Origin of the sequence: Streptomyces sp. NPDC127084 (assembly GCF_042724175.1) — a bacterium.
Taxonomy (GTDB): domain Bacteria; phylum Actinomycetota; class Actinomycetes; order Streptomycetales; family Streptomycetaceae; genus Streptomyces.
This window is the reverse complement of the sequence record NZ_JBHXFA010000096.1, coordinates 1,966-15,510: the sequence shown is the minus strand read 5'-3', so window position 1 is coordinate 15,510 and position 13,545 is coordinate 1,966. Positions and strand designations below refer to the sequence as shown.

Annotated in this window: 10 protein-coding genes; 8 read left to right on the top strand and 2 right to left on the bottom strand. The window is 70.7% G+C overall.

Translation table 11 applies throughout. The features are described from left to right. Nucleotides 1–132 precede the first annotated feature (132 nt). The gene (locus ACFWI9_RS21770; protein WP_387164325.1) at nucleotides 133–882 is read left to right on the top strand and encodes a glucose 1-dehydrogenase; all 750 of its coding nucleotides are present in this window, start codon (nucleotides 133–135) and stop codon (nucleotides 880–882) included. Between the two features lie 29 nt (nucleotides 883–911). Here the strand turns inward: ACFWI9_RS21770 and ACFWI9_RS21765 are convergent, their stop codons facing one another. Then, nucleotides 912–1,139 carry a hypothetical protein gene (locus tag ACFWI9_RS21765; protein WP_387164323.1) on the bottom strand — a complete coding sequence of 76 codons (228 nt, stop codon included), beginning with the start codon at nucleotides 1,137–1,139 and terminating at the stop codon, nucleotides 912–914. Here ACFWI9_RS21765 and ACFWI9_RS21760 point away from each other — a divergent pair. After that, on the top strand, nucleotides 1,138–2,499 hold the full coding sequence (locus ACFWI9_RS21760; RefSeq protein ID WP_387164321.1) for a DUF6002 family protein: 1,362 nt from the start codon (nucleotides 1,138–1,140) through the stop codon (nucleotides 2,497–2,499). The two genes, ACFWI9_RS21765 and ACFWI9_RS21760, sit on opposite strands and share 2 nt — an antisense overlap. 38 nt (nucleotides 2,500–2,537) lie before the next feature. Beyond that, nucleotides 2,538–3,761 carry a GNAT family N-acetyltransferase gene (locus ACFWI9_RS21755; protein WP_387164319.1) on the top strand — a complete coding sequence of 408 codons (1,224 nt, stop codon included), beginning with the start codon at nucleotides 2,538–2,540 and terminating at the stop codon, nucleotides 3,759–3,761. Between the two features lie 448 nt (nucleotides 3,762–4,209). Here the strand turns inward: ACFWI9_RS21755 and ACFWI9_RS21750 are convergent, their stop codons facing one another. Then, nucleotides 4,210–4,515 (bottom strand): hypothetical protein, encoded by a 306-nt coding sequence (locus ACFWI9_RS21750; protein WP_387164318.1) that lies wholly within the window; start codon nucleotides 4,513–4,515, stop codon nucleotides 4,210–4,212. 73 nt (nucleotides 4,516–4,588) lie between these two features. On the opposite strand from ACFWI9_RS21750, the gene ACFWI9_RS21745 reads away from it, so the two are divergent. The 5 genes from ACFWI9_RS21745 (at nucleotide 4,589) to ACFWI9_RS21725 (ending at nucleotide 13,152) form a co-directional block, all read left to right on the top strand. After that, the gene (locus ACFWI9_RS21745; protein WP_387164316.1) at nucleotides 4,589–6,193 is read left to right on the top strand and encodes an MFS transporter; all 1,605 of its coding nucleotides are present in this window, start codon (nucleotides 4,589–4,591) and stop codon (nucleotides 6,191–6,193) included. A gap of 300 nt (nucleotides 6,194–6,493) precedes the next feature. After that, the gene (locus tag ACFWI9_RS21740) at nucleotides 6,494–7,792 is read left to right on the top strand and encodes an MFS transporter (RefSeq protein ID WP_387164314.1); all 1,299 of its coding nucleotides are present in this window, start codon (nucleotides 6,494–6,496) and stop codon (nucleotides 7,790–7,792) included. A gap of 148 nt (nucleotides 7,793–7,940) precedes the next feature. Continuing rightward, on the top strand, nucleotides 7,941–9,173 hold the full coding sequence (locus tag ACFWI9_RS21735) for a sensor histidine kinase (RefSeq protein ID WP_387164312.1): 1,233 nt from the start codon (nucleotides 7,941–7,943) through the stop codon (nucleotides 9,171–9,173). Further along, nucleotides 9,170–9,859 carry a response regulator gene (locus tag ACFWI9_RS21730; protein ID WP_387164311.1) on the top strand — a complete coding sequence of 230 codons (690 nt, stop codon included), beginning with the start codon at nucleotides 9,170–9,172 and terminating at the stop codon, nucleotides 9,857–9,859. The genes ACFWI9_RS21735 and ACFWI9_RS21730 overlap by 4 nt, the downstream gene beginning before the upstream one ends. 164 nt (nucleotides 9,860–10,023) lie before the next feature. After that, complete coding sequence (locus tag ACFWI9_RS21725; protein ID WP_387164309.1) at nucleotides 10,024–13,152, top strand: efflux RND transporter permease subunit; 3,129 nt, start codon at nucleotides 10,024–10,026, stop codon at nucleotides 13,150–13,152. Nucleotides 13,153–13,545: the final 393 nt, after the last annotated feature.

Sequence of the window (13,545 nt, the reverse complement as noted above, 5' to 3'; positions counted from 1 at the left end):
CACCGCCTCGCCGGCCGGATGGTTACACGAACAGATGCGTTCCGGGCGCCCTCTGGCTGTGTGTAGTGCACATTCGGAAGAGGGCCCGGCCAGGTGGTCCGCGGCGAACGGTATCCAAGGGAGTGGCGGGCCATGGGTGAGGCAGGACGCGTCGAGGGAAAGACCGGGATCGTGACAGGGGGTTCGCGCGGCATGGGCGAGCAGCACGTACGCCGACTGGTGGCGGAGGGCGCGCGGGTGCTTGTCGCCGACGTACTGGACGACGCGGGGGAGGCGCTAGCCGCTGAGCTAGGAGATGCCGCCGTGTTCGTGCACCTCGACGTCACCCGCCCGAGTGAGTGGGAGCGGGCGGTGCGCCGGGCGGTCGATGAGTTCGGCGGGAGGATTGACATCCTGGTCAACAACGCGGGTATCGCAAACAGAAGCCCGGTTGACGGCTTCAATCCCGCCGACTGGGAGAAGATCATCGCTGTCAACCTGTCCGGCGTCTTTTACGGCATGCGGGCTGTGGTGCCGGCCATGAAATCCCAGGGCGGCGGCTCGATCGTCAACATCTCGTCGGTTGAAGGCCTGCGCGGCAGTCCTGGCCTGCACGGTTACGTGGCCGCCAAGTTCGGGGTGCGTGGGATCACCAAGTCGGTGGCGGTCGAGGTCGGGGGCTTCGGGATCCGCGTGAACTCCGTGCACCCCGGTTTCATCGAGACGCCCATGACGGAGGGCTTCGACCCGGCCCTGCTGCAGATCCCGCTCGCCCGCGGCGCACGGCCTGAGGAGGTCTCGGACCTGGTGCTGTTCCTCGCCTCCGACGAGTCCGGTTACTGCACGGGCGCCGAGTTCGTGATCGACGGCGGCCTCGTCGCGGGAATTCCGCACCGCGGCTGACGACCCGCTCGGCTTCGCCGAGAGTCGACCTACGGGATCCCCGGCGTTCCGCGCCCCAGGAGCCCGCTGGCCACATCGCCGTTGCGGGTGGTGGCGACGGCGCCACGCACCGCCACCGCGCGGCTCTCGTCCCTGGACACCGCGGTGCCGGGGCCCGCGAAAGCCCCGGATGGCCCCGCGGTACCGCAGTCATCGGTCACTGGCGGGCGGGCGGGGCGGACCGGGATGAGAATGGGGCCGGGAAGGAGTGCGTCCATGGTGCGTTCCACGGAGCAGTCTGTCGGCGCCCCGGGGGTGGTGCCGTGTGCGCTCGACCGGTACTTCCATGAGATCGCGGCGGCGGCGCGCGCGGCGGAGGCGGAGCGCGAGACAGCGCCCGTCCTCCCCCTGGAACTGGTCGAGAAGCCCCTGGGCTTCACAAACTTCGCCGATGCCAGCGACATAGGTCTCAACCGAGTGGATCGGCGCACCTACCTACTGGACCTGATGCGGAACCCGGCGACCAGGACCACGAAGACCCTGGCGTCCCTGCTCATGGTGGCGCGCGCGGCAGCCCATGTCCGGAAGACCGGCGAGCGGGTGCTGTTCCTCACCCCCACCTCCGGTAACAAGGGCATGGCACTGCGCGACGCGGTGGCCCGTGCCTACGCGACCGGACTGGCCGCACCTGAAGAGGTCCGCTCCGTGGTCCTCGTGCCCGCCGACGCGCGGTACAAGTTCCGCGACAGTCCGCTCACCGCCGACTCCGCGCTGCGTGCCTCGAACCCCGTGCTAGTCGCCCATGTCGGGCAGCCGAGCGAGGTGAAGGCGATGGCTGGGAGGGTGCTGACCGGATACGCCGACCGAGTCTTCGACACCACCGGTTTCCGCCTGTGCTACACCCACGACCTCGACAACTACCGAGTCGGTGACGCGGCACGCGCCTTCGCCGAGGCCGAACTCCTTCCCCTCACCCCCGACAGCCCGCCGCGGGTGCACGCCCACGCGGTCTCCAGCGCCTTCGGGCTGCTCGGATACCACCTGGGGCACCGGCTGCTCACCGAAGGATTGGCAGGGTTCGCGCGGCCGGCGAGCCACCCCGCCTTCCTCCTCGTCCAGCAACTGGCGACCCCAGATCTGGTGACGTCCCTGGGCGTCCAGCCGCCCGAGTACGCCTACGACGCCACCGCGGACCTGTGGCGTCAGGCGTCCGTACCCGAGTTTCCCGCTGTCACGGATGATCCGCAGGAGGTCATCGACCCGACCTTCTGGACCCGTCAGCCGGCCACTCTCGCCCGGATCGGCGCGGTCATCAGGCGATTCGGCGGTGGCGGTGTGGTGGTGTCCAGGCGTGAGTGCGTGGAGCGCCTGGACCGGGTGCGCGGGCTCGTCGCCGAGGCAGGCGTCGCCATCGCCCGAGATCCCTCTCTGATCCGGGAGTGGTCGCTGGTGAAGGCGTTCACCGGGGTGCTCGTGGCCCGGGAGCGCGGGCTGATCGCGGAGTCGGCCGATGTCGTCGTCCACGGAGCGGGCTACTACAGCGACGACCTCATCGACCCGTTCCCGGCCGGATACCTCGGCCGGGCCGACACCGCCGAGGAACTGGCCGGTGCGGTCCTCGCGGCGGCGAGTGCCTGACATCCCGCCCGCTCGAAGGACTGGCAGAGAGGACGACCATGGACCTGGCGGAGCGCTCCACCGAGTGGGAGACCGGACACCCGATCCGCCTCCGGCGGCCAGTGCAGGGCAGCGGCCCGGCATGGGCCGGTCGCGGCAGGGCCCGGATGATCCCGCCGAACATCCGCTACGGCTGGGAGCACAGTGGCAACCCCTTGGTGGCCGGGGCTCACGGTTGGGCGGACGCGGTCGCCGCGACCAGGCCCTGGCTTGTGGAGTCCCGGTCGTCCCTTGAGGGGGCGCCGGTGCTGGCCTACGGAGGTCTGGCCCGCGGCCACAGCCACGGGCTGCCGTTTCTCGAACAGCGTCGCGGCGGCCGGTCGACCCGGCAGGCGCGACGCACCTCGTGGGCCGAGTTGACCAGCGGCCGGGCCGCCCCTGCGGCGGATCTCCTGGTGATCGGCATCCCGCGGCGGATGGCGCCGTCGCCACCGCCACGCCACAGCCTGCTCCTGCCCTTCAGGGTCGGCCAGGCTGTCCCCGTCGGGCCGGAGCACGGCGACGTCCTCGACCGGCTCTCCCGACAAGCGCGTAAGCAGCACCGGCATGAGATGACCGTGCGTTGCCGCTCGTTGGAGGTGGCCACCCGGGAGAGCGACTTCGACTACTTCTACGACCGCATGCACAAGCCGACCATGGACCGCAGGCACGGTGACAGAGCGCACTCGGAGGAGCGTGAGCACGCGCGACGCTGCCTGTTCCACCGAGGTGTGCTGTTCTTCCTGTGCGAATCCGGGCAGCGTGTCGCGGGGATGCTGTGCCGACTCGAGGGCCGCACGCTGGTCCTCCGGCTCGCCGGCGTGGCGGGCGGCGACAAGGGCTACTACCGCACCAGCGCCTACCTGACCGTATACGTCCTCCTGCTGCAGTGGGCCGCCGCCCAGGGGCTGAGGCGGGTCGATCTGGCGGGGTGCGAGCCCTTCCTCAGCAAGGGGATCTTCCAGTTCAAGCGCCGAATGCACCCGCAGGTCGGCCTGCCCGACGACCACTACCGGGACAAGCGGCTGCTGCTGTGGGCGCGCCGCGACACCCCGGCGGTGCGTGACTTCCTCGTGGCGAACCCCATGCTGCTGATCGGGGTGGACCAGAGCCTGGAGGCCTGCTACTTCCATGACGCCGACCGGCCACCGCGGGTGGACCTGCCCTGGCGGAGCCCGGGGGTGCGAGCGCACCGGCTGGTCGACTGCGACGGGTTCCTGGAGGGCCTGCCGGGGCCTGCCTGACCCCGTCGCCATCCCTGCCCGTCTGCGAGCGTGCCCTGGAAGCGCGCAGACGAACGAGGACCGGCACTGCCGCACCCGGCCCCACCAGCCCCACCGGTCCCGCTGCCGTCCTGGACGGGGTGCCTCCGCCCAGTCGCTCCGGGTGACGAACCACCGCAGCCTGCGGGCCAGCCCGGAGGTGCGGGGGCGGCAGCAGGAGCGGTTCCAGCGATCAGGGCTGGATGCCTCTGGCGCCGGCCGGGCTGGGTTGTCGGGGTCGCCGTTCCGCAGTGAGCCGCGTTGCGTGGGGTGCGGGGGTTGCGCGGTGTTCCGCACCCCGCACGGTGGGCCGGGGTGTCCGGCCTCAAGCGCCGGCCGGGCTGGGTGGTCGGGGTCGCCCGTCGCCGGGAGCGTGCCGTTGGGCCCCTCCGGGGCTCGTATCCGGACCGCGCGCGTAGCCGAAGCAGGGTCAGTAGCGTTCGCCGCCTCCCGCGGCGCGTCGCCCCGCCTGGCCAGGCCAGGCGGGGTCGAACACGCGTCGATAGCCGCGAGCCGCCGCCGCAGCGGGGAAGCCGGTGCCTGCCGCGAGGCTGCGCTGGCCGCCGGTGGAGTCGTGGACCTGGCTGTCCGGTAGCCGTGCGTCAACGCCGGCGGCGGCTCTGCGGCGCGCCCACGGCCGTCGGACCCTGCGGGCTGAGTGGCGGGCGACGCCCACACCCGCAGCCGAGGCCATCGCGCCGACCAGGCAGAACGGGCCGGGCCCGGGACCTCGCATTCGGGCGAGTGCCAAACCTGTGCCGAGGGTGTCGGCGAGGGAGGCAGGCGGGCGAGCAGAAGAATGCCGTGGCATGAGCGATCACAGCAAAGACGCGGGAGGCACCGGGCCAGCCGTACGGCCCGGAGTCAACCGCGTTCTGCTCGCAGGCATCTTCCTGGCCCTGTCGCTGTCGATCGTCGACGGCATGGTCGTCAGTATCGCGGCACCGACGATGGCCGCGGATCTCGGCCTGTCCTCGGCGGGTATCCGCTGGATCGTCAACAGCTACACCCTCGCTCGCGCCGCGACCTTCGCCCTGGGAGGCAGGCTGGCCGATGTGTACGGGCCCCGGCGCGTACTGCTTGTCGGCCTCACCATCTTCGTGGCCGCGTCCGTGCTGTGCGGTTTCGCCCCCCAGGGGCCGGCCGCCACGCCCTGGCTGGTGGCCTGCCGCATTGCCCAGGGGGCAGGCGGCGGAGTGATGTACCCGGCTGCGATGTCCCTTGTCGTCGGGGAGTTCCCCGTCCACCAGCGCGGCCGGGCTCTCGCCACACTGTTCGGGTTCTCCCAGTTGCTCAGCGCGCTCGGGCTGCCCCTGGGTGGCTGGCTGACCTCGCTCACCTGGCGGTGGGTGTTCTGGATCAACCTGCCGATCGGTGTCGCCGCGATCGCGCTGATCGCGATGACGCGCAGCAGGAACGACACCAGAATGCGGGTCTCCCAGGACCTGAAGGGCGCGGTACTGCTTGCCGCCGGGATGACGACCAGCGTGCTCGCGCTGGAGCAGGCGGCGCTGCTGGGGTGGTCCGACCCCATCACGCTGGCCCTGGTCGTGACCGGCCCGGCAGCTCTCGCCCTGTTCGTCTTCTGGGAGGCGCGAACGCCGTCCCCGCTCATCGACATCCGCCTGTTCCGCGACCGTGCCTTCGCCCTGGACATGAGCATCCTGTTCTTCTCGACCATCGCCTACATGCCCATGCTGTTCTTCGCGTCCTTCTACGCCCAGCTCGCGCTCCGGGACACGGCCGTCCAGGCGGGCGTCTACCTCTTGTTCTTCCAGGTCGCGTACAGCGTCGGCGCGCAGTTCGGCGGCCAGGTGCAGGACCGGGTCGGGGTGAAACCGGCCCTGCTGATCGGGGCGGGACTCGGGGCCGCGGGGTTCGCCCTATGGGCCGTGGAGCTCAGCGATCTCTCCGTGGGCGCGCAGTGGCCGTTCATCGCCCTCGCGGGAGCGGGCGTCGGACTCGTGGTCCCGCCCGCCGCGACAGACGCCTACGGACGAGCGGGGCCGGAGGCCAGCGGAATGGTCGGCGGCGTTGTCCAGACCACGCGTATCTTCTCCGGCGCCCTGGGCCTGGCCGTACTCGGCAGCGCGTTCACCGATGTCGCCCAAGCCCGGGTCACCTCGACCCTGGTGGGGCTGGGAGTGGCCCCCGGCGCGGCGGAGAACGCGGCGTGGCAGTTCGTGAACTACGTCGACGACGACGAGGGCGACCGGCTTCCGGACGACGTGGGAGGCATCCACCTCACCTCCGGTATCCAGGAAATCCTCCGGGCCGACATCACCACGGCCCATCAGTGGGTCTTCATGTGCATGGCCCTCGCGACGGCCCTGGCCTTCTGCTGCGCGCTCCTGCACCCCGGTTCCCGGCCGACGAAGACACACCCCAACTCCGCTGGCGACGCGCCGACATGATGCCGGCCGAGGCCAGGCCGTACGTATGCCGCCACCCCGTCGTTCGCGCCCTGCCGGACACGCGGCAAGCGCCGCCTGCCTGTGAGCGGGCGAGCCCGCCCCCACCAGGTCGCGGGTGTACCAGCCCGCTGAGCCCCGTCTCCACCGAAGGGGTTGCCTTGGTGTGATCCTCGGCGGGGCAGCGCGCGCGCCTATGCGCAGAGGACGTCGAATACCGTGCAGCGCATCCAGCGCTTGTGGACGAGCGGGGCCGGTGGCGGGAGCCGCGTACCGCCCGCTGCGGAATCAGAACGGGACACCATGGCGAAAACCTCCGGTGACGAGGCCGGAACCTGGCTCCCGACCCGGCAGTTCCGGCTGGTCAAACTGTCGAGCATGGCGGGAAGCACGGTCGAGTCCTACGACTTCGCCGTGTTCGGCTCCATCGCCGCCCTCGCGTTCAGCAAGGTCTTCTTCCCGTCGCTCGGACCGGTGGCCGGATCCGTCGCCTCACTGGCCATCTTCAGCTCCGCCTTCCTTGCGCGCATGGTGGGAGGGGTCTTCTTCGGGCAGTTCGGGGACCGCCTCGGCCGCCGCCGGGTCCTCATCGCGACCCTGATCCTCATGGGCATCGGGACGCTCGGTGTCGCCTTCCTCCCCGGGGCCGCCGCGATCGGGATCATGGCACCGGTCCTGCTTCTGCTGCTCCGGCTCGTGCAGGGCTTCTCCCTTGGCGGGGAGTACGCGGGATCGATTCTCCTGGTCGTCGAGAACACCGCCCCGAGCAAGCGGCCGGCCGTTGTCGCGTGGCCCCTGCTCGGAGGGACGCTGGGCTTCGTCGTGGCCTCGCTCGTCCTGCTCGTGGTCTCCCTGGCCATGAGCGAGGAGGCGTTCCTCGCCTGGGGGTGGAGGATCTCGCTGCTGTTCGGCGCCGTCCTCATCCTCATCGGCCTCTTCATCCGCAGCAGGATCGAGGAGACAAAGGACTTCGCGCGCTTCGTACGCGGGGAGCAGCCCTTCCGCTCCCCCCTGCGCGCGGTGACGCGCAGCCACTTCGCCGAGATCGGCATGGGCGTGGCCATGTTCACCACGCCGTTCGCGTTCAACTACATCGCGGCCTCGTACCTGATCGCGTACGCCCGCCAGCAACTGCACCTGGAACCCACCACGGTGCTCATCGCCGACACCTGCAGCGGTGTGGTCTACGTGCTCAGCGTCCTCCTCGGCGTCTGGGTCAGCATGCGGGTGGGAGTGACCAGGGCGCTCCTGGTCTTCGGCGCGGCCGAGGCCGTCATCGCCCTCACCCTGTTCCCCCTGGTCGACCTCGCTCCCCCCTTCACCTACGCCCTCGGCGTCGCGCTGGCGCTCTCCTGCTCCGCCTTCGCCGCGGTGCCCGCGTGGATCATCATGATCCACGCGTTCCCGGTGGGGCTGCGCTACACGGGATCGGCACTGACGTACAACACGGCCGCCGTCGCGGGCGGTGCCGTCACCCCGCTGATCGCCGTCTGGCTGCACACCGCCGTGGGCAGCGAGGCGATCGGGCTGTACCTCCTCCTTCTGGTCTGCCTCGGCACGGGACTCGGCTGGCGACTGGCCGGGCGCGCCACGACCGCGTGAGCCGGCGGGCCCGCAGCCGAGCCGCCGAGGTGCACTGGCCGGTCATCCGTGAGCTTGGCCACTCGGCGCGCCGCCACCATCTCTGACCTCAAGCGATGCCGCGACGGGGGCGACGGGCCGGTACGGGTACCCCGTACCGTTGCTTGACGTGACGGCACTACCGACCGGCCCCAGCAGGCTCGACCGCGCCCGAGGCTGGCTGCGCGAGCACCCACTCGCGTTCGATGCCGCGTTGGCGTTCGGAGTGCTCGTCTGCATGATCGGGATGTCGTTCGCCGATCCACACGGGCCGCACGGGCCCACCTTCGGGGCCCGCACGCCGCAGCCCCACGCCCTGGTCCTGATGCTGCTCGCCGCGGTCGTCCTGGTGTACCGCCGCCGTCGGCCGATGACCGTACTGGCCGCCACCGGCGCCCTGTCCGCCGTGGAGTTCATCGTCGGCGATCCGCCCGCGCCGGTCGTGATGACGGCGGTGGTGGCCCTGTACACGGTCGCCGCGCGCACCGACCGCCCCACCACCTGGCGGGTCGGGCTGCTGTCGATGACGGTGCTGACGGCGACCGCGATGCTGTTCAGCTCCGCGCCCTGGTACAGCCAGGAGAACATCGGAGTGTTCGCCTGGACCGGGATGGCGGCCGCGGCCGGTGACGCCCTACGCAGCCGGCGGGCGTTCGTCGACGCCATGCGGGAGCGTGCGGAGCGTGCCGAGCGGACCCGCGAGGAGGAGGCGAGGCGGCGGGTCGCGGAGGAGCGGCTGAGGATCGCCCGCGATCTGCACGATGTCGTGGCGCACCACATCGCCCTGGTCAATGTGCAGGCCGGAGTCGCCGCGCATGTCATGGACAGGCGCCCGGACCAGGCCAAGGAGGCCCTCGGGCATGTACGGGAGGCCAGCCGGTCGGCACTGAACGAACTGCGCGCCACGGTCGGCCTGCTGCGTCAGTCAGGTGACCCGGAGGCACCCACCGAGCCGGCCCCCGGACTCGCCGCGCTCGACCAGCTCCTCGAATCGTTCCGCCATGCCGGACAGATGGTCGAGCTGGCCAGGGCCGACCACGGCACCACCCTGCCGGCCGCCGTCGACCTGGCTGCCTACCGGATCATCCAGGAGGCCCTGACCAACGTGCAGAAGCACGCGGGGGCGGCGGCCAGGGCCGAGGTCAGCGTCGTGTCGGTGGGCCGGACGGTCGAGGTCACGGTGCTCGACAGCGGGACGGGCGCCCACTCCGGCGCAGCCGACGGTGGCGGCCATGGACTCATCGGCATGCGGGAGCGCGCCACCGCGCTCGGCGGCACCCTGACCGCCGGGCCCCGCTTCAACGGCGGCTTCCGCGTGCAGGCGATACTGCCGGTCAAGGCTCACGCGGAGGGGGACGTATGACGATCAGGGTGCTGCTCGCCGACGACCAGGCGCTGCTGCGCAGCGCGTTCAGGGTGCTTGTGGACTCCGAGCCGGACATGGAAGTGGTCGGCGAGGCGGCGGACGGTGCCGAAGCGGTGGCCGTCGCCCGCGCGCAGAGCCCCGACGTGGTGCTGATGGACATCCGTATGCCCGGTACCGACGGCCTCGCCGCCACCCGCATGATCAGCGCCGATCCCGCGCTCGCCGCTGTACGCGTCGTCATGCTGACGACCTTCGAAGTCGACGAGTACGTCGTGCAGTCGCTGCGTGCCGGGGCCTCCGGCTTCCTCGGCAAGGGCGCGGAGCCCGATGAGCTGCTCAACGCCATCCGTATCGCCGCCGCGGGAGAGGCACTGCTGTCACCCGCCGCGACCAAGGGGCTCATCGCCACCTTCCTCGCCCAGGGCGGCGGTTGCGACGACGGCGGTCAGGACTCGGCGGCGTACACGGAGCGGCTCGCGGCCCTGACCGGCCGTGAGCGCGAGGTGCTCGTGCTGGTCGGGGGAGGGCACTCCAACGACGAGATCGCCGAACGGCTGGAAGTCAGCCCACTCACGGTCAAGACCCATGTCAACCGGGCCATGGCGAAGCTGGGGGCACGGGACAGGGCGCAATTGGTGGTATTCGCCTATGAATCGGGCCTGGTTCGTCCTCGGGTGGACTGAGGCTCCTCCGCATGTACTCCGTTCGGAGTATGCGCGGCATAAGGATCTGGACCTGGGGTCGACGGATTCACCCTCGCGAATGGCCGATCGTATAGGCGGGTGGCCCCCGCACCCGCTCATGCGTACGTCAGATAAGCCGCAGAAAGCCACAGAAGAGAGACCCCATGTCCTGGCTGTCCCGATTCAGCCTCGCGCAAAGGGCCCTGATAGGGCTGATGTCGATCGTCGCGATCGTCTTCGGAGCGATCGCCATCCCCCAGCTCAAGCAGCAGCTGTTCCCCTCGATCGAACTCCCGATGGTGTCGGTGCTGGCCCCCTACCAGGGCGCGTCCCCCGATGTGGTCGAGAAGCAGGTCGTCGAACCCCTTGAGAACACCATCAAGGCCGTCGACGGCATCAAGGGCGTCACCTCCACGGCGAGCGAGGGCAACGCCGTGATCATGGCCACGTTCGACTACGGGGACGAGGGCACCAAGCAGCTCGTCGCCGATGTCCAGCAGGCCGTGAACCGCGCCCGCGCGAGTCTCCCCGAGGACGTCGACCCGCAGGTGGTCGCCGGCTCCACCGACGACATGCCGACCGTGGTGCTCGCCGTCAGCTCGGACAAGGATCAGCAGGCTCTGGCCGACCAGCTCGACCGGACCGTCGTCCCCGCGCTCGCGGACATCGAGGGCGTCGGCCAGGTCACCGTGGACGGTGTGCAGGACCTCCAGGTGTCCGTCACCCCCGACGAGAAGAAGCTGGCCGCGGCCGGACTGAACACGCAGGTTCTCGCCGAAGCCCTCAGGGCCGGTGGCGCGACGATGCCGGCCGGCTCGTTCTCCGAGGCGGGCAGCAGCCACACGGTCCAGGTCGGCGGCGGTTTCACCTCGCTGAAGCAGATCGAGGACCTGCGTATCGCACCCGCCGCCGGCGCTGAGGGCGGCAAGCCGGTGCGCCTGGGCGACATCGCCGCGGTGAAGCAGGAGGAGTCGCAGCGGGTCTCCATCACCCGCACCAACGGCAGGCCCAGCCTCGCCGTCCTCGCCACCATGGACAAGGACGGCAGCGCGGTCGCCATCTCCGACGCGGTCAAGGGCAAGCTGCCCGAGCTCCGCGAGGACCTGGGCTCCGGCGCCGAGCTGTCGGTCGTCTCGGACCAGGGACCCGCCGTCTCCAAGTCGATCTCGGGCCTGACCACCGAGGGCGCGCTCGGACTGTTGTTCGCGGTCGTGATCATCCTGGTCTTCCTCGGGTCGCTGCGCTCCACGCTCGTCACCGCGGTCTCCATCCCGCTGTCCGTCGTCCTCGCGCTGATCGTGCTGTGGACCCGCGATCTGTCGCTCAACGTGCTCACCCTTGGCGCGCTGACGATCGCCATCGGCCGGGTGGTGGACGACTCGATCGTGGTCCTGGAGAACATCAAGCGGCACCTCGGCTACGGCGAGAGCCGCGAGACGGCGATCATCACCGCCGTACGGGAGGTGTCCGGCGCCGTCACCTCGTCCACGCTGACCACCGTCGCCGTCTTCCTGCCGATCGGGCTCGTCGGCGGCATGGTCGGCGAGCTCTTCGGCTCGTTCTCGCTGACCGTCACCGCGGCACTGCTCGCCTCGCTGCTGGTGTCCCTGACGGTCGTCCCCGTCCTGTCGTACTGGTTCCTGCGCGCCCCCAAGGCCGTACGCGGGCTCGACCCGGACGAGGCGCGCCGCAAGGCGGAGGAGAAGGAAGCCGGCAGTCTGCTCCAGCGCGGATACGTCCCGGTGCTGAAGTTCGCGACCCGCCGCCGCGTCACCAGTGTGGTGCTCGCGCTCGTGGTGCTGTTCGGCACCTTTGGCATGAGCCTCGCCCTGAAGACGAACTTCTTCGACCAGGGCGAGCAGGAGGTCATGTCGGTCAAGCAGAAGCTGAAGCCCGGCACCAGCCTGGAAGCGGCCGACGCATCCGCCAGGAAGGTCGAGAAGGTCCTCGACGGGATCACCGAGATCAAGGACTACCAGGTCACCGTGGGTTCGTCCGGCTTCATGGCGGCCTTCGGCGGCGGCACCGGTGCCAACCAGGCCTCGTACCAGATCACGCTCAAGGACTCCTCCGCCTACGAGAAGGTCCGCGACCGTATCAACGAGGGACTCGGCAAGCTCGACGGCATCGGGGACACCACCATCGCGGCCGGTGACGGGTTCAACAACCAGGACCTGAGCGTCGTGGTGAAGGCCGCCGACCCGCAGGTGCTGCGCAGGGCGTCCGAGCAGGTCCGTGCCGAGGTCGCCAAGCTGGACGACGTCACCGACGTGCAGAGCGACCTGTCGCAGTCCGTGCCGCGTATCTCCGTCAAGAGCACCCCGAAGGCGGCAGCGGCCGGCTTCGACGAAACCACGCTCGGGTTCGCCGTGGCCCAGGCCGTGCGCGGCACCCCGGCGGCGAAGGCGATCCTGGACGACAGCGAGCGCGATGTCGTCGTCACCTCCGCCAAGCCGGCCACGACCATGACGGAGCTGAAGAAGCTGCCGCTCGGCCCGGTGAAGCTCGGTGACATCGCCGAGGTCAAGCTGGTGCCGGGACCGGTCTCGATGACCCGCATCGACGGCGCCCGCGCGGCGACGATCACGGCGAAGCCGACCGACGACAACACGGGCGCGGTCAGCTACGCCCTCGACGCGAAGATCAAGGCACTGGACCTGCCCGAGGGGGCGACCGTCTCCATCGGCGGTGTCTCCGAGGACCAGTCCGAGGCCAACGCCCAGCTCGGCCTGGCGATGCTCGCGGCGATCGCGATCGTCTTCATGCTGCTGGTCGCCACCTTCAGGTCACTGATCCAGCCGCTGATCCTGCTGGTGTCCATCCCGTTCGCGGCGACCGGCGCGGTCGGTCTGCTGGTGGCCACGGGAACGCCGATGGGTGTTCCGGCGATGATCGGCATGCTGATGCTGATCGGCATCGTGGTGACCAACGCGATCGTGCTGATCGACCTGATCAACCAGTACCGGGCGCAGGGCCTGGGAGTGGTCGAAGCGGTGATCGAGGGCGGGCGGCACCGTCTGCGCCCGATCCTGATGACCGCCCTCGCGACGATCTTCGCGCTGCTGCCGATGGCGCTGGGCGTCACCGGGGAGGGCGGCTTCATCGCGCAGCCGCTCGCGGTGGTGGTGATCGGCGGTCTGGTGACCTCCACACTGCTGACCCTGCTGCTGGTGCCGACGCTGTACGCGATGGTGGAGCTCCGCAAGGAGCGCCGCCGTGCGAAGAGGTCCCTCAAGTCCGGGACCTCCGCGGCCCCCGAGCCGACGGAGTCCCCGGCCCCTGCGGCCGTCTGACCGCCGCCCTGGGCCTCGTCGCCCGGCGACGCCCCCGGTACCTCGCTCGGTACCGGGGGCGCCGTGCTTCCGGGGGCATACCGCACCCCGTGTCACGGAGCAGGAAGCCACTGTTCCGGTTCCGGGCGCGGCCGGTGGCGGGCCGATCAGCCACGCGACATCTCGACCACGGGCCTCTCGGACGACGAGCGCGCTGACGCCCTCGCCACGCTGGAGCGCCTCGAACAGAACCTCGTGCGGGCCGCCGCCCAGCCCGCCGAGGGGCGCCCGGGGTGCTGACGCGGGCCCCAGGGGGGCGCCGCTCGCCGAGTCGCAAGCCGGCCGCCTCGTCTTCCGGGCGCACGTGAAAACCCCCGGGGCGGCCCCCCCCAGCTCGATAAGGGGGTGTGGGGC